Below are 19,213 nucleotides of genomic sequence, written 5' to 3'. Positions count from 1 at the left end.
GGCAGACCCCGCCGAGAAGGCAGCCGGCGTTTGCGGAACGTTTGCGTTTCCGGGCCTCCGGTCGCCGCCGAGGCCGTGAGCGGCGCGTGAGAAACGCAAGCGCGATGCAAACATTCGACCCCGTTCTCCCGCGTGATCACCGGGTGTACAACATCCGTTGGCGCCACTGAGACCGACGCAGACCACTGCGACCGTATCCGGCCTCAAGCGGTGCCGTCCCGCGGTCGGCGCTCGTGGGGGGAGTCGACCGCGGGACTTGAAAACAAGCTTTTGTCATCCAGTGATGTCCGGAGGGGACGGGTGGCTCATCCGACCGCCGACCGCACCCCGGTCGCCAGGTCCGCGTCGAACACCGCGGCCACCAGCAGCGATTCGAGGTCCAGCATGAGCGCGTGCGCTTCGTCCGCGGACACGTGATGGGTATCCACCTGGACCTCCAGCTCGAGCCCGTCCGGGGTGGCGCTGACCTGGACCATCAGCTTGTCGAGGTACGTCGCGAACGGCTCGCCCCAGCGCAGGGTGCTCTCGGCACACGCCGCTTCCAGCTCCTGTCGCGACGGCGGCGGGCCGGGCGGTTCGGCGTCGGCGCCGATGCGGCGGTCGTTGAAGAGGCAGGAGAGCTCGACGATCTCGCCGCGTTCCTCGTTGACGCGGGCCCGCAGCTCATCCAGCCGCCGCGGGTCGTAGTACGCGTACTTCGAGCAGAGCGCGGACGCCCGCTGGGTGCGGTTGACGGCCTCGTCGAAGGAGACGTCCGCGACGTCCGCCACGAACAGGCCGTTCACCGACAGCGGATGGGACACGTCCGCGATCCCCGGCCGGAACCTGTTGCTGACGACCACCTGGATCAGCGCGGGACTGATGCGGGTCAACCGCGCCACGGCCACGGCGTACCCGGCCAGCAGCACCGAGGAAGCCCGCGCGCCGACCCGGGCCGCGACCGCCTTCGAGGCCAGGTCCACCGCGCGGGACTCGAAGAACGCCCGGCGGTAGCGGGGCTCGCCACGCTCCACACGCGGACCGAAACGCAGGGGCGCGGCCGAGCGCAGCAGGCGCTCCCAGTAGCGCAGCGAAGCCTCACTCTGCCGCTGCCCCGACGGCGTCCGCTGCATCGCGGCCAGCTCCAACGGCCCCATCGCCGGCACCGGGTTCTTCGGCGCACCGGTGACGGGATCGCGTTCGGCCAGTTCCTCCAGCATGACGGCGATTCCGGCCCCGTCGCTCGCGATGTGGGAGATCGTCACGACCACATGGCTCACCACGCCCCGAGCACGCACCGCCGCCATCCGGATCGGCCACTCTCGCTCGTGGTCGAACGGCGTCGCGTCCCACTGCGCGGCCAGATCCCGAGCGGCCGAACCGGGATCACCGCCGTCCTCGACATCGACGATGCCCAGCACCGCCTCGCCCGAACCTGCCACCTCCTGGACGGGCTCGCCGTCCTCCCCCGGCCTGATCCGAGCCCGCAGCGACGCGTAGCGGCACAGGAAGAAAGCAAGCTCCGCCGCGAGATCCCCCTCGGTCCTGCCGTCCGTCACGGGCACCGCCCCGCCCATGCTCAGCGATGAGCCGGCCTGCCGCATCAGCGTCCAGACCTTCTGCTGCCCCCAGGTCAGATCCCCGACGCCGCCACCGGGACCCTCGAACGGCACGACGATCCGATCCGTCATGCGCACCCCGCCCAGCATCGCCTCCGGCGCCTGTCCAGCCATCGCCACCGCCCCCTCGAAATGTCGGAGCTCGGCCCCATGCCCCGGACCATCGTCGGCTAGGCGACTCGGCGATGCAAGACTCTGATAAATCTCAGCAAGAACACGACCCTCTGGCTCGAGTGGCGTCAGAGCACGCAATCCAGGTCTGATCCTCGCACCAGCCGTCAGCCAGCAACTTCGCTCCGAGGCCCGATCAACCCTGGCGTGACCAATGATCATATCGAATTCGCGGCATTAGCAAGTAGCAAAACCTGCTCTGGCCAGGAATTGAGAGGGCAGGAGGTTGTCCATATTTCACTGCCGGATACAAACAGTCCACGTCACCGCCGAGATCACGGCCCGAGTCTTGGGCCGCCCGCGAATTCGACCTAAATCCCAACTAGACTAGTCGCGCGTTTGCCTTAGATTCACCACTGACCGGACACGGGGCGACCGGCGCACGGCATGATGTCGTCTCGTTCCCACAGTCGAACCCTTGAGCGAGAAGAAGACGACGACATTGAGCGATGCGAGTTCCGATCGCGGTCCCGGGCGCGACAAGGACAGCGGAGACGCGCAGTTGCGCAACACCCTGCGCGAATGGCGGGAATCACTGATCGATCAGAGCGGACGCAACAAGCTGCTCAACTTCAAACACAGTAAGACCTCGACGCTGGAGCTGGTCTCGCCCCCGCCGGCGCAACTGCTCGCCCGGCTCGCGGATGGCTGGCACCTCATCCACACGCCCGCGCCGGACGGCGAGGCCGGTACCGCCGCCCATGAAGACGCCTTGCTGCTCGGTGCAACGCTCGCGCAGACGACGAAGTCATCAGAAGCCGATCTCCGCAGATCGCTGCGCAGCCTCGAACGCACCTCGGCCAGTTTTGAACTCGACCGCGGGCTCTGGGTGCTGTACCTGGGCCTCGGCATGCTGCACTGGATCGACGAGGACGGCAAGGAATACGACAGCCCGCTAATCCTCCATCCCGTCCGACTGGACCGCTCAGGCCACGGCCACGATTACCGCCTCGTCCAGCACGGCGGCGAGGAACCAGCTTTCAACCAGTCTCTGCACCTGAAGCTGGGAAGCCTGGGCTTCGAACGGTTCCCGGTACCCAGCCTCGACGACCTCGACCTCGATGCGTACCTCCGCCAGATCACGGACTCCGTGTCAGCGCGCGAGGGCTGGCATGTCAAGAGCCGGGCCGTACTCGCGCCGTTCTCCTTCGCCAAAGAGGTCATGTACGCCGACCTGCAGAAGAACGCCGAGCTTCTGCTACAGAACCCGTTGGTTCGGACGCTCGGCCTCAGCGCGCATGTCGAGTCCGGCGTCGACCTCGATTTCGATCCGATTCCTGAGGAACGGCTGGACGACGAGGCACCGCCGGAGACCACGCCCCTGGTCATCGACGCGGACTCCTCGCAGCGTCAGTGCGTGCAGGCGGCCTTGGCCGGCAAGTCCTTCGTCATGAAAGGTCCACCGGGAACCGGAAAGACGCAGACCATCGCAAACATCATTGCGGTCCTTCTGAATGCCGGTAGGAGCGTGCTGTTCGTCAGTGAGAAGGCCGCAGCCCTTGACGTCGCCTACTCACGCCTCAACAGTGTCGGGCTCGGCCATTACGTGCTCAAGCTTCACAGCCACCAAACTACGCGGAAAGCGGTCGCGCAGGAGCTCGGCAAAGCGCTGGCGTTTCACCAGAATCCGCCACCGGGCCTGAGCTCCATCGAACGTGACAGGCTCCGAGAGCTGCGGAATGAGTTGTCGGCCTACACGGCCGCGATGAACGAGCTTCGCATGCCATTGGGTCAATCGCTTCATGACGTCATTGGTCGCCTGGCTGCCCTGCCCGAGACGCTGCATGCTCGTTACGAAGGCATCGATATCCGGGCTCTCAGCAACCATGACTTGTCTCGAATCGCCGACGCGGCCACTCGCGCGGCGCGATCGTGGCGCCCAGTCCTGCAGGGCGAGTCCTTTGCCTGGCGCGGGGTCATCGCCAGGCAAAACGCTCTACTCAGCGTCGGCGACGCCCGGAGTGCTTTGGCATCGCTACTCAGCACCCTCAACGTGCACGGCATTGTTGTCGAGCAACTCGGCTTGCTCCGCCTGGCCGATATCGACCACGTGGTGGATGTACTGGGCGCGGCTGCCTCGCCACCGCCGGTTCCGAAAGCTTGGCTGGCCTCCAACGACTGGGGCGCCATAGAGGCACGTGCTCTCGGCCTCGCAGACACAGCACGGCGGGTCAGGACTGCTGGATCGACTGCCGTTGAGCTCGCCGGCTCCGACTGGGGCATGCACCAAAAGCTCGCCCAGAGCGCACCACCCGTCGTTCCTTCGCTATCCATCCGGTCGGCCGACGTCTCCTCGATGCCGGCCAACGCAATCCAAGCGCTTTCTGACTGGTTGTCAGCAAAGGCCCAGGAGGCGGATTCCCTGCGAGCTGCTTCAGCTCGTTTGGCATCCCAGTTCGGGATGCCCGCACCGGCTACAGCCAACGACGTCCAGAATCTGTGCGATCTGGCGGCTATGGCCTCCCGTCAGCACAAGCCGGAAGCAGCTTGGCTGGAGCCGTCTGGACTCGCACGTGCCCGACAGGCCACTCAAGAACTGAACGGCGCCGTATCAAGGCTGGTTCAGGCGCGCACCGTCTCGGATGAAATCTTTCGGCCCGAGGTACTGACGGCCTCGGAGCTTGCCGCGACAGCAGAACGGATCAGTCAGGCCGGCACCATCGCCAAGGTCGGCCTCTCGGGTCAGCATCGACGCGACAAGACTTACATCGCGGCGCTGGCGCACAAGGGAGTCTTCGACCGCGGCGTGCTCGACGCGGTTCCGCGAGCCTTGGCCTACCAGGAAGCCAAGCGCCACTTCGACCAGACCGCGGCCGAGAACAGCACGGCGCTCGGTCGCTATTTCGCAGCCGAGGCCACCGACTTCGACCAGCTCAACGACACACTTAGGGCCGCCGAGGACGGCAGGATCCTGGGACAGCACGGCGACCAGGCCAGGATCCGTACCTTGATTTCGGCCGACGGCCGCCTCGATCCAGCCGTCGTCGCAGCCGAGGCCAGCCTCCGGAACGATCTTGAGGGGTGGCGATCGGTACCCACCGAATTCGCAAAGGCATTGGAATGGGCAGCTGTCGGCCTCCTCCCCATGGAAGAAGCCTCCGCATGGTGTCGTGAGCAGCTACCGGCCCTCACCTACGCACACACGGTCACCCAGGCGATCTCTCAAACCACAAGCCGGGAAACCTTGGCCTACGCCGATTCCCTGCTCGCTCTGGATGCCGTCGCAGCCGCCACCGCTGGCGCTGCGGACCTGGCGGCGAACGAGGCCGCCGATCGGGAATGCGTCGGCGCCCTTTACGACGGCGCACAGACCACGGAGACGGCGATCAACCAGGCGTTGGCATGGGCTCGCGCGGTGCGGCACGCGGCCTGCGGTGGCGAGCGTCGCCCTGTGCCGGAACCGGCAGCTGTACACCTGCTCTCCGGTGTCTCCGCATCGGAGCTGGCGACCGCTCTGTCGGTCTGGAAAGCCACCGCAGCGGCCGTGGTGGCACTCTTCGACCCCGGTTCTGGTCAACAAATCACCGCGAGGCTCGGTGACCAACCCACTGTGGTGACCGAACTGCTTGACACTCTGCAAGCCGACCCCAGCGGTATCGACCAATGGCTCGACCACACCGAGGCCATCAATGAACTGAAGCAATTGGGCCTCGGCTCCGCCGTGGAGAGCTTTGTCGCCCATCGCTCACCGGCCGAGCAGTTCGTGGCTCATTGTGAACGCGTCGTCCTCCAAGCCTGGACCGAGGACATCGTGGGCAGCGACCCCCGCTTACGGCGGAGCTCGGCCGATGACCGTGACAGCCGAGTCGCGGAGTTCGCAGCCCTGGACCGCAGAGCCGTCACTGGCGGGCGTGGCACCATCGTCCGCGCCGTCGAGCAGCGCAAGCCGCAGGGCAGTGCCGGAGCGGCCGGTCGCATCAAATATGAAGCGGAGAAGAAGTCCCGGCACAAACCGGTCCGTGAGCTGATCGCTGAGAACGCGAACGACGTTCTGCGCATCAAGCCCTGCTTCATGATGAGCCCGATCACCGTGAGTCAGTTCGTCGACCCCAAAGTCGTCTTCGACGCCGTGATCTTCGACGAAGCGTCGCAGGTGCTGCCGGCCGACGCCGTCAACAGCATCTATCGCGGTCGACAGCTGATCGTGGCCGGCGACCAGAAGCAGTTGCCGCCTACCGCGTTCTTCTCGGCAGTCGACGCCGACGACGAGACGGCCGATGAGGACGACGAGAACGCCTCGACCGCGAAGGATTTCGCGAGCCTTCTCGACCGCTGTGTGGCGACCCGGTTCCGTCAGCTGCCTTTGCGCTGGCACTACCGGTCGCGCCACGAGTCCCTCATCGCGTTCAGCAATCACTCCTTCTACGACGACTCTCTGGTCACCTTTCCGACTCCGTACGAGGACCTGCCCGACTACGGCGTGAAGTTCTTCAAGATCGACGGCGTCTACCGTCGAGGCAGCACCCGGAACAATCCGAAGGAGGCCTCCGCGGTAGCCCAGCGCGTGTTGGAGCATTTCCGCACCCGACCCGGCAAGAGCATCGGTGTAGTCACCTTGTCGGTCGCTCAAGCGGCTCGAATCGACGACGAGCTTGAACGGCTCCTCGATCAGCACCCGGATTTGAAGCAGCACTTCGTCCAGGACCGCAACAACGGCCTGTTCGTAAAGAGCATCGAGTCCGTGCAGGGCGACGAGCGAGACGTCATCGTGCTGTCTGTGGGCTACGGCCCTGATGAGAACGGCAAGCTCACGATGGCGTTCGGTCCCATGAACCTGCAAGGCGGAGAGCGGCGGCTCAACGTCGCCGTCACCCGGGCGCGGCAGTTGGTCGAGGTCGTGTCGTCCATTCACGGCGCCCAGATCGAGGACGGTAACAGCGTCAGCCGCAGGCACTTCAAGCGTTACTTGGAGTACGCCGAGCACGGCCCGTCAATCTTCACCCGCGGCTCAGAGTCCTCGGTTGGCGATCCCGACAGCCCGTTCGAAGAGTCGGTCATCAGGGTCCTGAGGTCGTGGGGCATCGACGCGGTCCCACAAGTCGGAGTCGCCGGATACCGCATCGACATCGGCATCCCGCATCCCGACAAGCCAGGTGCTCTCGTGCTCGGCGTCGAATGCGATGGGGCGATGTACCACTCGGGGAAGACAGCCCGGGACCGCGACCGCCTTCGGGAGCAGGTGCTGAACGGCCTTGGCTGGAAGCTGCACCGGATCTGGGGAACCGCCTGGTATCGAGACCGGAAGGCCGCCGAGCAGCAGCTTCGGATCGCCATCGAGCAGGCTATCGCGGCCTATGACGCAGTGGCTGAGGTGCCGACATCGCAGCCGTGGGCCGCTGCACCTGCAGAGGAGCCGCCGGAATCGGTCCCGCTGGATCTCGTGGCCGCGGCCAACCCGGAGGAGAACCGTACTTGGGTCGTCGAGTACGAACCGTGGTCGGTACGGTTGGTGAACAGCCCGTACACCATGGACCTGCCCGAGGCGAGATTGGGAATCCAGGGGATCGTTCTGGAAGTCCTGAATGTTGAAGCGCCGATTCACAGGAATCTTCTCCGTGATCGCGTCCGTCAGGCGTGGGGCACGGGACGAGCCGGGCAGCGGATAAAGGACAACTTCGACACGGCGCTGCGAAGCCTTCAGTCGCAGAACAAGGTGACCCTCGAAGGCGACTTCGTCGACCGCCCCAGCCGAGTGACCAGCCCGGTGCGAGTGCACACCCACACCAGTCCGCGAGACATCGATCACGTTTCACCTGCGGAGCGCCAACTAGCCATCCGCAGGCTCGCGGAAGAGTCACCGGGTATGACACGCAACGAGATCGTCGAGCGCACAGCGCGGCTGTTCGGTTGGCGACGCGTGGGCTCTGATATCAGATCGGCGCTCGAAAGCGACCTCGTTTCGCTGATCAGCAACGGCATGCTCATCGACGACGGAGGTCTCAGGACTCCGTGATTCGCGGGACGGCGGTACCGGGTCGACCTGGCCCACCTTCGTCGACATCCCCACCAACAGCCCGCCACACCAAAACAGCCGCACGCACCGGCCAGTCCGCGGGAACAGCCTCCCCGGCCAAGGCGCGCCCGTACCAGCCACCGGTACACATCGTCACGGCGACCGCCAGGTCCGCGTCCTGGTCGATGAGGCCCAGCCGCTGAGCGGCTTCGAAGATGGCGGTGAGGCGCTGCCGACGAGGGTGGATCACCCTGGCCCGGTAGCGTTCGCGGACCTGCAAGTCGGTGCTCTCCTGGAGCATCGTGCCGACCAGGGACAGGCGGCCGGGGCGTGACACCTTCTGCTGGAAGTCGGTCAGTTCGGCGACCAGTGCGGCGAAGGGGTCCGCGATGGCCGGGGCTCCGGGCGGCGCTTCCGCCTGTGCTTCCTCGACGCTCGCGACGGCGGCGTCGGCCAGTTCGGCCTTGCCGGGCCAGCGGCGGTAGAGGGCCTGGCGGGTGGTGCCGGCCTCGGCGGCGACGGCCGCGATCGACATGCCCTCGTAGCCCAGCACCGCGAGTTGGCGCTTGGCCGCGGCGAGGATCCGGGCGTCGATGTCGCTGTCGCGCGCCCTGCCCTGGCCCGCCGGCCGGGCTGCGACCTGTGGCGTTGTCTTCCGATGCACTCCTGGATTGTATCTATCCAATACACACCTGTACCGTATTGATATGAGCACTGGACCTGACGCTGACACCGCGCCTCTGACGGCGTTGCTCGCAGGCGTACGCCGTGTCGAGCACCGCATACCCGAAGACATGTCGTCCCTCCTCGCCGAGTCGGTCATCAGGCCCCTGGCTCAGCTCGTCGGGGCCGCCGCCAGCACCGGGACCGCCAGCGACACCACCTCAGCCACCGCCACCGCCACCGAACAGACAGCCGGCGAGGAGCTGTCCGTCGACGCGGAACTCTGGCTCCTAGCCCAAGAAGCCACCCGCCTGCGCGCCACCCCCGACGCCTCCCCGCTGCTCATCGAGGCCACCGCCGCGCTCCAGGGCATCACCTGCCGGCTGACTTCGGACCCGGTGGAGGTGACAGCGCGGATCTCGCGGCTCATCGAGATGCAGTCCCGCCTGCCGACCAGCATCCAAGCCGCACCCGACGGCCCCTACCTCGTCACGAACGCGCCCGAGCTGACCACCTGGCTCGGCGAGGAGTTACCGGTCCGCCCCCAGATGGCGCTGTGCCGCTGCGGAGGCTCGGCGACCAAACCGTTCTGCGACGGCGCCCACGCGACGAACGACTTCACCGGTGCCAAGAGCCCGACTCGCACGGCCGACCATCAGGACTCGTATCCGGGCCAACAGATCACCATCCTGGACAACCGCGGGATCTGCGCCCACTCAGGCCTGTGCACCGACCGCCTCCCGACCGTTTTCCACCAGGGCCGCGAACCGTTCGTGACACCGAGCGGGGGGCGCATGGACGAGATCGTCCGAGCGGTCCGCGCCTGCCCGTCCGGGGCGTTGAGTTTCGCGATCGACGGCCGCGAGGCGCGCGACCAGGTGGACCGGGAATCCCGGCCGCCGGCCATCGAAGTCTCCAAGGACGGCCCCTACCGGGTCACCGGCTCGATCCCGCTGACCGGCCCCGACGGCGAGCCGGAGCCGCGCGCCGAGGGCGCCTCGGCCGAGCACTACAGCCTGTGCCGGTGCGGCGAGTCGCAGAACAAGCCGTTCTGCAGCGGCATGCACTGGAACACCGACTTCCGGGACCCGCCGCCGCCCGCCGAGCCGACGCTGTTCCAGTGGGCCGGCGGCCTGCCGGCGCTGACCAGGATGACGCGGATCTTCTACACGAAGTACGTGCCCGAGGACCCGTTGCTGGCACCGATCTTCGCGACCATGTCGCCGGACCACCCCGAGCGGGTGGCGGCCTGGCTCGGCGAGACCTTCGGCGGCCCCGCCCGGTACACCGACACCTACGGCGGCTACGACCGCATGGTCGGTCAGCACGCGAACCGGGGGCTCACCGAGGAGCAGCGCGCCCGCTGGGCCCAGCTCATCATCCGCTCCGCCGACGATGCCGGACTGCCCAGCGATCCGGAGTTCCGCGCGGCGTTCGTCTCCTACATCGAGTGGGGCTCGCGCATCGCCGTCGAGAACTCCCAGCCCGGCGCCCATCCGCCGCCGCACATGCCGGTCCCGCGCTGGTGGTGGGTCTGCGGCGCCACTCCGGACGCGCGGGTCTCCGCGCTCGCCGTGCAAACCGACCCGGAAGGACCAGTCATGACCCTGCCCGCCGACGACCAGCCGATCAGCTTCGAGACCCACATCAGAACCCTGTTCCGGGAGATGGACCGGCGATCGATGAAGTTCGTCTTCGACCTGTGGTCGCACGACGACGTCAGCCGGCACGCCGAGGCGATCCTGGCCCGGCTCCGGCAGGGGTCGATGCCGTGCGACGGCGCCTGGCCGGCTGCGAAGACGGACGTCTTCGAGCGATGGATCCAGGCGGGGAAGCCCGCCTGACCCGCGCCTAACCCACCAGTCGCAGTGCCAGCACCGGACACACCTTCACGGCATGCTCGGCGTGACGGACCAGATGCGGCGGGACCGGGCCGGGCGCGAGGACCGGATAGTTCCAGGGGTCGGCAGTGATCATCTCGGGGAAGGCCTCGATGCACAGCGCGTGGCCTTCGCACTTGATCGGGTCCACACGCAGGGTGCGCTCCTGATGTCGTCCGGGCATGTCACACCTTCGCCGGGATAGGGAGGATCGGGGTGCGGCGGAGACCTTGGCAAGGACCGCTCTGGCTGTGGGTACGGACGTCGTCCGCGAACTCCGTCAGGGCACTGTTGATCAGCCGGACGGCACCGTCCGGATGGTGGCAGGCGCCACGGCCGACGACGTACGGCGACAGCGCTGCGATGGTTCCAGGCCCCCGGCCACCGCCGCGCACGGCGAGCGCCGCCAGGGCGTCGGCGAGTGCGGGAAGGCCGTTGAGGCACGGCCCGCACTGCTTGGCGCTCTGGTCGGCCAGATACCTCGCCACCCGCGCGGTTTCAGCCAGGCCGCACGACGTGGCGGGCAGGGCGAGGAAGATACCCGCCCCCATCGCGGCACCGGCGGCGTGCAGCCCGTGCGGGCTGATCGGTGCGGCGGCGAAGCGATCAGCCCGCATCCACGCGCCGAAGTAGCCGCCGGCCAGGACCGCGCCCAAGGGCTCGGTGGCGCCGCCGGCGAGCGCCAGGAGGTCGGCACCCGAGATGCCGAGCCCGATCTCGTACACGCCTGGCGCCGCAACGGCTCCGGCCACGGTGACCAGTGCCGTTCCCGGCGCGTCCGGGGTCCCGGCGGCGCGGAACCAGGCGGCGCCGTGCCGGACGGCCAAGGCGAGCTGCGCCAGCGTCTCGACGTTGTCGACCAACGTGGGCCGGCTCCGGACGCCGCGTTCGAAAGGGCGCGGCGGCGTGGACAGCGGCAACGCCGGTCCGCCGTTGAGCAGGTGCACCAACGAGCTTTCCTCGCTGGCGACGTAACGGTTCGGCACCTCGACGACGGCGACGTCCACGTCCGGCAACGCCGCCGCCTCGCGCTCGGACAGCGCACGTCTCAGAGTATTGCGAAGATCGTCCTGACCCTCGTGGACACAGAGGTATGCCCGCTCGGCGCCGACGGCTCGTGCCGCGAGCGTGATGCCGTCGAGGATCAGGTGCGGCGCCTTCAGCAGCAGGCTGCGATCCTTGGCGCTGGCGGGTTCGCCCTCGCATCCGTTGGCGATCACGACCGCGCCGGATCGCCGCGCGTTCCCCGCGACCGTGCGCAGCTTGCGTCCGGTCGGGAACGCCGCACCGCCGCGGCCGGTCAGGCCCGCGGCCTCGACGGTGTCGATGATGTGCGCGGCGTCGGCCGCACCGGCGACGGGCAGCGGGCCGTGGCAACGGACATGCGCTGCCAGGTCGGCGTAGTCGCCGCCGGTCGCGGTGAGGCGCTGCGTGGTGTTCATGACGCTCATGGCGCACTCGCCGTCAGCGAGCCGCTCATCGTGGAGCCGGAAACGGAAGCGGAACCGGAGAGGCTGACGTCGAGGCTGAGCATGACCGTCGATCCGGCGCTGTCCGTCGCGCTCGCGAGGATGTTGCTCCCGTTCAGCGAACTCACATGTCCGGTGTACTGGCGCGGGTTGGCCGTGGGCCCGAACGAGACCTGGCTGCTCGTCATCTGCACTCCTCCTCCCGATGCCGCCGGACCGCTGATGACGACTTGGAACGCGACCGACGCGGTGCCGGCGCCGTTCAAAGTGACGGTCGTCGTGCCGGAACCCGAGGAGGAGGTGCTGGAGGTCCCCGAGATGTTCGTCGTGAACGGCAGAGCGGGAAGCTGGGAAGCGGAGGCGGAAGCGGAAGCGGGCGCCTGCACCCGGGCCAGCAGCACGGCCGGGGTCCCGGACCGTGCGGCCCAGCCAGGGCGCAGCGGCCCCACGAGCGCCCAGACCAGCACGGCGACCGCGAGCGCCGCCCCGGTCGCGCCGGCCGTGAGCCGGGCGGTAGCGTGCTCGGGCCAGCCGGACGCCAGCCGCCAGACACCGGCCAGGAGTACGGCCGCCACGCAGGCGATCGTGACCCCGAGCACGAACGGCTGCTTGGTGTCCGATCCCGTCCCCAGGCTGTGGATGACCGCGGACGGCCAGCACGCGTAGGCCGCCCAGTGGACCAGCCGCCATAGACGGGCACTGATTCGCGTGCGCAGCAGGCTCGTGATCGTCACGGCGATCAGCAGATCGAAGGCGACGGTCCCGAACCCGAGCCACACCGGGCGGTACGACGAGGCGAACGGCACGACGACCGACAGCCACCCGACCGGCGCGTAGCTGTCGACGACCGCGGTGAGGATGTGCAGCGCCAGGAACGCCAGCACCAGCAGCGACAGGTTCCGGTGCACGCCGAGCGTGACCAGCCGCGGCCACCGCCGCGAGGCCGCGCGGACCTGCACGGTGATGCCGAGCACCACGCTGCCGGTGAGCAGGATCAGGGCGATGACACCCGTGGCCCGGGTCGCGTACCAGAGCCAGCTGTTGGAGGCGACCACGCTCGAGGCGACGACATTGGAAGCAAGGATCATGGCCGGCTGCCGGGAAGGCGGTGCGCGGACGGGCGCGGGGCGGTCGCGACGCCGAGTTTCGGCAGGGCGCTGACGGCGGGGGTGGGGGTGCCGGAGTCCGGGTCGTCCGGGTCGTCCGGCCAGCCGCCGACCGTCACGACCGAACCGTCGGCGTGCACCAGGCGCGCGGGCAGGCCCAGCCCGGCGAGCCAGCGCGCGGCGGCGTGGCCGCGCACGATGGCGGCGGTGGCGGCGACGTTGGCGTCCAGGCAGGTGGCCGCCGCGACCGAGACCGTGCGCCAGGCGCCGTCGGTGGGCCTTCCGGTGCGGGGGTCGACGATGTGGTGGACCGTGACGCGCCGCGGCACCGTCTCGTCCGACCAGACCTGCCAGGCCCGGACCACGGTGCTCGACGTGGCCAGTCCGCCCTCGGTGATGACGACGGTCTGGCCGGGGAGGTCGTCGCCGCTGCGGTGGTCCTCGGTCACCCGGACCCGCCAGCCGGCCTCGGGCGCCGGGCCGCAGACCGCGATGTCCCCGCTCAGGCTCACCAGGACGCCGCTGCCGGTCGCGGTGGCCGCGCGCCCCGCGGCGCGGTCGGCCGCCAGCGCCTTGGCCGTGGCGCCGAAGTCCAGTGCGGTCCCGGCCGGGATCCGGACCGCGGACCGGCCCTCGTCCCAGTCGACGGCGCGCCACCCGGCCCCGGCGCGGACCACCGCCGAACGGGGAGGAGCGGCCGCCAGATCCGCGAAGTCCCTGTCGTAGCCGAGCGCCCGCACGGAGGTCCCGCAGGTCGGATCCACGTCGCCGTCGGTGGTCCGGGCCGCCCAGAGCGCGGCGCTCAACGCCTCGGCGAACAACGGGCCGACCTCGACGTACTCCCCGGCTCCGGCGTTGACGTGGGACAGCTCGGAGTCGTCACGGAAACGGCTGCAGGCCAGGTCGATCGCCGCGACCTCGGCCCGCACCGCCGCGACCGCCTGTTCGACGGCGCCGGGGTCCGCGGTCAGGACGACCGCGAGTCCGCCGAGTGCTGCGAACTCGGTGCGGCCGACCGGTGCCTGCGCCGCCATCACTCAGGACCCGCCGGACCTGACGTGGCTTCCGCCTCCGGAACCCTGCTGCGGCACGGTTCCGGGCCCCTGGATGCCGTTGCCGTTGCTGTTGCCGGAGTTCGACGATCCGCTGCCGCCCGTCGAGCCGGAGCCGCCGGAGCCCCCGGAGCTGCCGAGGTGCGGCAGATGCGTCGGCAGCAGATGCGCGAACCCGGCGCCGAGCACCACGGCCCCGATCGCCGCGAGGCTCCCGATCCGCCAGGTCATGTGGCTGATCCGGTGGACCGCACGGTCCCGGGCGGCGACGGCGTCGCGCGTTCTGGCGTCCATCAGCTCGGCTCCCATCGGCCACCCTGCGCTGGATCATGCCGGTTCCTCGCGACCAGCCTTCCCCGCCTACATGAGAAAAGGGTTCGGAAGTCCTTCAGAGAAGGTAAAGATCTCCATAACGGCGCCAAGCCGCAGCTCAGGGCGGGCCGCCGTGGACCGGATCGGACTCCGGCTCACCGCCATGCGGAGGACAGGTGCGCCGCCAGCATCGCGAACACCAGGCCGCCGACCAGCCCGGCCACGGTGACCGACCAGCGCAAGGCGCTCCCGCCGACGGCGGTCGCGGCGCCGCGCATCCGGCGCACGCCCGGGACGTCGGAGGCGACCAGCCGCGGCAGGCGCCAGAGGTAGGCCAGGACGTGGATGGTCATGGCGCCGGCCCAGACGATGAAGAAGCCCTTGTGCAGGAACAGCATCGGCAGGCCCAGCACCGTCTCGGACTTCGCGAAGCCCAGCAGGATGCCGGTCACCAGGACGGCGCACGACGTCAGCACGACGAACGGCCCCAACACCCGCAACAGGATCATCGGGGGCCCCTTGCGCACATACGCCGGCTTGCCCGTGTAGTAACGCCCGAAGCGGTAGACCGTGGCGCAGATCTTCACGCACACCGGCCCGACCAGCAGGAAGCCGAAGAAGTAGTGCCAGTAGAGCATGCCGCCGAGTTCGAGGATCGTGACGCCCTCGATCGCGAACAGGACGAGCAGGAGCGAGCCGGTGATCGCGGTGAGGCGCTCGTTGCCCTCGGCCCCGGCGGCTGCCGCGGCGGCTTGGTCTCGGGCTCCGGCGGCGTGGGCGCGGCGGTGGGTCTCGGGCGTCGCGGGCGCGGTCACGCGGGTCCTTCCGGCGGCGGTGGGTCGTGGGGCCAACGGGACACAGCATGCCGCGTCGGTTCTTCAGAAAAGGCAAAGAAAACCGCTGCGCATATATAAGGTCTCGACGCCGCTCGCGATCACGCCACCGGGAGCTCCACGATCACGGTGAGACCGCCGCCGGCGGTGTCGGTCAACCGGACCTCGCCACCGTTCGCGGAAACCAGCCGGTCCACGATCGCCAGCCCCAGCCCGGTTCCCGAACCGCTGCTGGTGCCGAACCGGCGGAAGGCGGTCTGCTTGGCCGCCGGGCTCATACCGGGACCGTCGTCGACAACGCAGACGACGACGCGGTCACGCTCGTGGTCGGCGCGCGCCTCGACACGGACGTGGCCGCCGGCCGGGACCGCGGCCAGGGCGTTCGCGATGAGGTTGTCGAGGATCTGCTCCAGATCGCCCGGCGCCAGCGAGGCCGGCAGCGCACCGCCGGCGGCCGGGCCGACGGCGCTGAGGTGCTGGCCGTGCTCGTGGGCCAAAGGCTCCCATGCCACCACGCGCTCGGCCGCGACGTCGGCCACCGGCACGGCCTCGCGCCGGGCGACCACGGACTCGGCGCGGGCGACGGCGAGGAGGCCGTCGACGAGGCGGGAGAGGCGCTCGATCTCTTCTTGGACGCCGGTGAGTTCGGCGGCGAAATCGGGGCCCGGCCAGGCGGGGGCGGCGGCGCGCCGATCGGCCGTCGGCGGCGTCGGCGCCGGCACCGGCGGTTCGGCTGCGGCATCAGGGCTCTGCTCGCCGGTCCGAGCAACCGCGGCGGCGCACCGATCAGCCGGCGCCGGCGATTCGACCTCGCGATCGGGCCCCTGCTCAGCCTGCCCACCCTGCTCCGTCTGCTCCGTCTGCTCCGTCTGCTCCGTCTGCTCCGTCTGCCCCGCCTGCCCCGCCGCCTCGGCAGCCTCCCCGACCAGCACATCCAACCGCAGCCGCAGCGCGGTCAGCGGCGTGCGCAGCTGGTGCGAGACATCGGCGACCCAGCCGCGGTGTCCGTGCACCAGCGTCTCGGTGCGCTCGGCCATGCGGTTGAAGGTCCCGGCCAGCCTGCGCACCTCCGGCGGCCCGCTCTCGGCCGGCGCCCGCACGTCCAGCGCGCCGTCGCCGAGCCGTGCCGCGGCGGTGTCCAGGGCCAGCAGCGGCCGGGCCACCCAGCGGGCCAGCGCGTAGGCCAGGGCCACGCCGAGGCCCAGACAGGCGGCGGCGGTCAGCGCGAGCCAGCCCCACATCGCGTCGACGTGGTGGTCAAGCGATTCAGCCGAGCGCGCGAAGACCACGGCGCCGGCATCGTCGTCGTCGCCGACCGGGATCGCGGCGCGCAGCCAGTCGCCGTCGCGGGTGACGATCTGAGTGCGGGCCGACAGCGCGTGGGTGGCCAGGGCGACCGCCGAAGCGTCCTTCGCGGTGCCGCAGGCGGTCGAGGCGATGACGTCCGCGCCGGCGGCGTAGACCGCCGCGCAGTCGCCGTGCCGCTCCGCCTCGGCGACCGCCCGATCCATCGCGTCCGGGGCGTGGTGGTCGTCGAGGGTCTCCTCGGCGGCGGCGGTCAGCTGGCGCGCGTCGGAGATGGTGGCGAAGCGGAACGACTCCTCCTCGCGGGACTGCATCGCCGCGCCGAGCGGCAGGACGGCGGCCAGGAGCAGGACCGCGACGAGCGCGGCGAAGGCCAGGGCGATGCGGCGGGTCATCGGGTCAGCCCCCTGAGGGATCCGTAGCGGGCGGCGCGGCGATCCGGCCGAGCCGGAACCCGCGTCCGTACACGGTCTCGACCAGGCCCTCGACCCCGAGCTTGCGGCGCAGCGCGGCGACGTGGACGTCGAGCACCTTCGTCGGCCCGTACCAGTTCGCGTCCCAGGCCCGCTCCAGCAGCTCCTGCCGGGAGACCACGCGGCCCGGATCGGCGGCCAGGCACTCGAGGATGTCGAACTCCTTCGGCGTGAGCATCACCTCGGCGCCGGAGACGGTGACGCGGCGGGTGCGCGGGTCCACGGCCAGCGGCCCGTACAGGTACACCGCCGGACCGGCCGGCCGGACCCGTCGCAGCACCGCGCGCACCCGCGCCAGCAGCTCGGCCAGCCCGAACGGCTTGACCAGGTAGTCGTCGGCCCCCTCGTCCAAGGTGGCCACCCGGTCGCTCTCCTCGCCGCGGGCGGTCACCACGATGATCGCCACGTCGCCGCGACGCCGCAGCCGGCGGCACACCTCGACGCCGTCCACGTCCGGAAGGCCCAGGTCGAGCAGCACCACGTCGGCCGGCGGGGCGGCGAGCGCGTCCGCGCCGGTGCTCGCGGTGTCCACCACGTAGCCGGCCCTGGCCAGCCCGCGGACCAGCGACTGGGCGATCCCGGCGTCGTCCTCGACCACCAGGATCCGGGCTCCGGGTTCGGTTCCGATCCTCTCCACGGCCCCAACCCTAAACGCCCGACCGGCATATCCCCTCTGACCACGAGGTCAGCGACCTAATGAGGCATAAGCGCCAGAGCTCGGCACTACGGAGCGGGTCGTAGATGTCGGTCATGCGCGAGCGGGCGCCGACGGCGGAATCCTAGCGTGCGCCGTAGACCGCGAAGCGGTAACGACAACGTACCTACCCGTAGTTGACACCACGGTAACCTGCGCGTAGTGCTTGTTTACCGCCAGAGCCTTGACATGCGGGCGCTGATTTCACAAGACTCTCGCGGCGACGGCCGTCTTCACCCGTTCCCGGACCACCCACTCCGGGGCACCGATCCTGCCCTCGCCGCCCACCCGGCGGCTCGCACTCGATGAGGACACCTGTGACCGCCACACCTGCCACCGCCCCACACCTGGCCTTCGCACCACCCGTGGACCTCAACGGCCACGGGCACTACCTGCACTGGGGAATCGTCCAGATCTCCGCCGCCAACACCGTCATGATCGTGCTCATCGGCGTGGCCTTCCTGGCCGCGCTGTTCGTGCCGTTCCCGAAGCCCAAGCCGAAGGGACGGGACGGCGAATGACCGACCTGATCGAGGCCACGACACTGCCGGAGCCGATGCCGGACCCGGAGCCGGCCGGCGGATGGACCGGCGCGCTGCGGCGCCGCATCTTCGAGACCATGCCACCGGAGCAACTGCTCCCGGACACGCAGCCCGCATACGTCGCGTCGTGGATCTACGTCTTCGGGGTACTCACCCTGACGGCGTTCCTGACCGTCGTCGGCACCGGAACCGTGCTCGCGCTCAAGGGCGCGGCCTGGTGGCACGTGTCCGGCACCGGACACTTCGTCAACAGCCTGCACCTGTGGTCGGTGGAGCTGTTCATGACATTCATGTCGGTGCACCTGATCGCCAAGTTCTTCATGGCGGCCTGGCGCGGCAAGCGGGCGCTGACCTGGATCACCGGCGTGATCGCGCTGGGCGCCTCGGCGTTCACCGCGCTGACCGGATACCTGATCCAGCAGAACTTCGACTCGCAGTGGGTCGCGACACAGGCCAAGGACGGCCTGAACTCGATCGGGGTCGGCGCCTACTTCAACACGATGGACTTCGGGCAGATGCTGATCTGGCACGTCGCCCTGCTGCCGCTGGTCGTGTCGGTGGTCGTGGTGCTGCACATCCTGCTGGTCCGGCGGCGGGGCGTGGTACCCCCGCTGGCACCGCGGGACACCGCCGAGGAGGTGCAGGCGTGAAGCGCCGCACGCACACCGAACCGGACCCGTACACCTTCGGCTCACGGCCGTACGACCTGGTGAAGGAGTTCGTGATCGCGCTGGTCGCGGTCGTGGTGCTGACGATCGTGCTGGCCGCGGCGTTCTCCTCCCCGGACGTGAAACCGATGACGATCACGTCCTGGTCAACCAACGACCCCGGCGACTTCACGACCACAGCCCTGGCCGAACTCGACGGCGCCAGCACCACCGCCGGCTACGGACCGCCGTACAACACCGCCGCCGAAGGCCAGAAACTCGGGCCACTGGCGATCGCGAAAATGGCCGGCGTCACGCACCCGATCGACACCGTCGACGCCTTCGTCCTGAAGCCGCTGTCCTCGGTACCGCAGAACCCCGCGGTAACGGCCGCGATCGGCACCTGGAAGGCGGCGGACCGCGACAAGCAGACGGCATGGACCGGCGCGTACTCCACCGCCCTGGACAAAGCCGGCGGGGACCCGGCCAAGGTCGCACCCGGGGACTACGGACCG

The 19,213-nt window shown here is 69.5% G+C and carries 14 protein-coding genes and 1 pseudogene; 5 read left to right on the top strand and 10 right to left on the bottom strand.

Annotated features, from left to right (window positions below; all coding sequences use genetic code 11):
* Positions 1-305 precede the first annotated feature (305 nt).
* The gene (locus tag ABH926_RS12170; protein WP_370365579.1) at positions 306-1,712 is read right to left on the bottom strand and encodes a condensation domain-containing protein; all 1,407 of its coding nucleotides are present in this window, start codon (positions 1,710-1,712) and stop codon (positions 306-308) included.
* Positions 1,713-2,187: 475 nt separating this feature from the next.
* Between ABH926_RS12170 and ABH926_RS12165 the strand changes: the two genes are divergently transcribed.
* A complete protein-coding gene (locus tag ABH926_RS12165; RefSeq protein ID WP_370365578.1) occupies positions 2,188-7,722 on the top strand; it encodes a DUF3320 domain-containing protein in 5,535 nt (1,844 codons plus the stop codon).
* Here ABH926_RS12165 and ABH926_RS12160 read toward each other — a convergent pair.
* Entirely contained in the window at positions 7,709-8,386 is a 678-nt protein-coding gene (locus ABH926_RS12160) for a TetR/AcrR family transcriptional regulator (RefSeq protein WP_370365577.1), read from the bottom strand. The genes ABH926_RS12165 and ABH926_RS12160 overlap by 14 nt on opposite strands.
* Positions 8,387-8,429: 43 nt before the next feature.
* On the opposite strand from ABH926_RS12160, the gene ABH926_RS12155 reads away from it, so the two are divergent.
* Complete coding sequence (locus tag ABH926_RS12155; RefSeq protein WP_370365576.1) at positions 8,430-10,229, top strand: CDGSH iron-sulfur domain-containing protein; 1,800 nt, start codon at positions 8,430-8,432, stop codon at positions 10,227-10,229.
* Positions 10,230-10,236: 7 nt separating this feature from the next.
* Here the strand turns inward: ABH926_RS12155 and ABH926_RS12150 are convergent, their stop codons facing one another.
* From ABH926_RS12150 to ABH926_RS12115, 8 genes are all read right to left on the bottom strand, one after another.
* The gene (locus ABH926_RS12150; RefSeq protein ID WP_370365575.1) at positions 10,237-10,449 is read right to left on the bottom strand and encodes a ferredoxin; all 213 of its coding nucleotides are present in this window, start codon (positions 10,447-10,449) and stop codon (positions 10,237-10,239) included.
* A 1-nt stretch (position 10,450) separates the two neighbouring features.
* Positions 10,451-11,716: an NADH-ubiquinone oxidoreductase-F iron-sulfur binding region domain-containing protein gene (locus ABH926_RS12145; protein ID WP_370365574.1), complete on the bottom strand. Its 1,266-nt coding sequence runs from the start codon at positions 11,714-11,716 to the stop codon at positions 10,451-10,453.
* Positions 11,713-12,822, bottom strand: a complete 1,110-nt coding sequence (locus ABH926_RS12140) for a ferric reductase-like transmembrane domain-containing protein (RefSeq protein ID WP_370365573.1) — start codon at positions 12,820-12,822, stop codon at positions 11,713-11,715. The genes ABH926_RS12145 and ABH926_RS12140 overlap by 4 nt, the downstream gene beginning before the upstream one ends.
* Complete coding sequence (locus ABH926_RS12135) at positions 12,819-13,874, bottom strand: FAD:protein FMN transferase (RefSeq protein WP_370365572.1); 1,056 nt, start codon at positions 13,872-13,874, stop codon at positions 12,819-12,821. Before ABH926_RS12135 ends, ABH926_RS12140 begins: the two co-directional genes overlap by 4 nt.
* Positions 13,875-13,877: 3 nt before the next feature.
* A complete protein-coding gene (locus ABH926_RS12130) occupies positions 13,878-14,186 on the bottom strand; it encodes a hypothetical protein (RefSeq protein ID WP_370365571.1) in 309 nt (102 codons plus the stop codon).
* A gap of 173 nt (positions 14,187-14,359) precedes the next feature.
* On the bottom strand, positions 14,360-15,019 hold the full coding sequence (locus tag ABH926_RS12125; protein ID WP_370365570.1) for a hypothetical protein: 660 nt from the start codon (positions 15,017-15,019) through the stop codon (positions 14,360-14,362).
* A gap of 119 nt (positions 15,020-15,138) precedes the next feature.
* Positions 15,139-16,737, bottom strand: coding sequence for an ATP-binding protein (locus ABH926_RS12120; RefSeq protein WP_370365569.1), 1,599 nt, complete (start codon positions 16,735-16,737; stop codon positions 15,139-15,141).
* Positions 16,738-16,741: 4 nt separating this feature from the next.
* Positions 16,742-17,452: a response regulator transcription factor gene (locus tag ABH926_RS12115; RefSeq protein ID WP_370365568.1), complete on the bottom strand. Its 711-nt coding sequence runs from the start codon at positions 17,450-17,452 to the stop codon at positions 16,742-16,744.
* A gap of 374 nt (positions 17,453-17,826) precedes the next feature.
* Between ABH926_RS12115 and ABH926_RS12110 the strand changes: the two genes are divergently transcribed.
* The 3 genes and pseudogenes from ABH926_RS12110 to ABH926_RS12100 form a co-directional block, all read left to right on the top strand.
* Positions 17,827-18,030, top strand: coding sequence for a hypothetical protein (locus ABH926_RS12110; protein ID WP_370365567.1), 204 nt, complete (start codon positions 17,827-17,829; stop codon positions 18,028-18,030).
* A complete protein-coding gene (locus ABH926_RS12105; protein WP_370365566.1) occupies positions 18,027-18,701 on the top strand; it encodes a cytochrome b N-terminal domain-containing protein in 675 nt (224 codons plus the stop codon). Before ABH926_RS12110 ends, ABH926_RS12105 begins: the two co-directional genes overlap by 4 nt.
* Positions 18,698-19,213: pseudogene (locus ABH926_RS12100) on the top strand (hypothetical protein); the annotation flags it as partial. The gene ABH926_RS12105 and the pseudogene ABH926_RS12100, both read left to right, overlap by 4 nt.

Origin of the sequence: Catenulispora sp. GP43 (assembly GCF_041260665.1) — a bacterium.
GTDB lineage: Bacteria > Actinomycetota > Actinomycetes > Streptomycetales > Catenulisporaceae > Catenulispora.
Note: the sequence above shows the minus strand (reverse complement) of the source record. Positions and strands in the feature narration are given on the sequence as shown.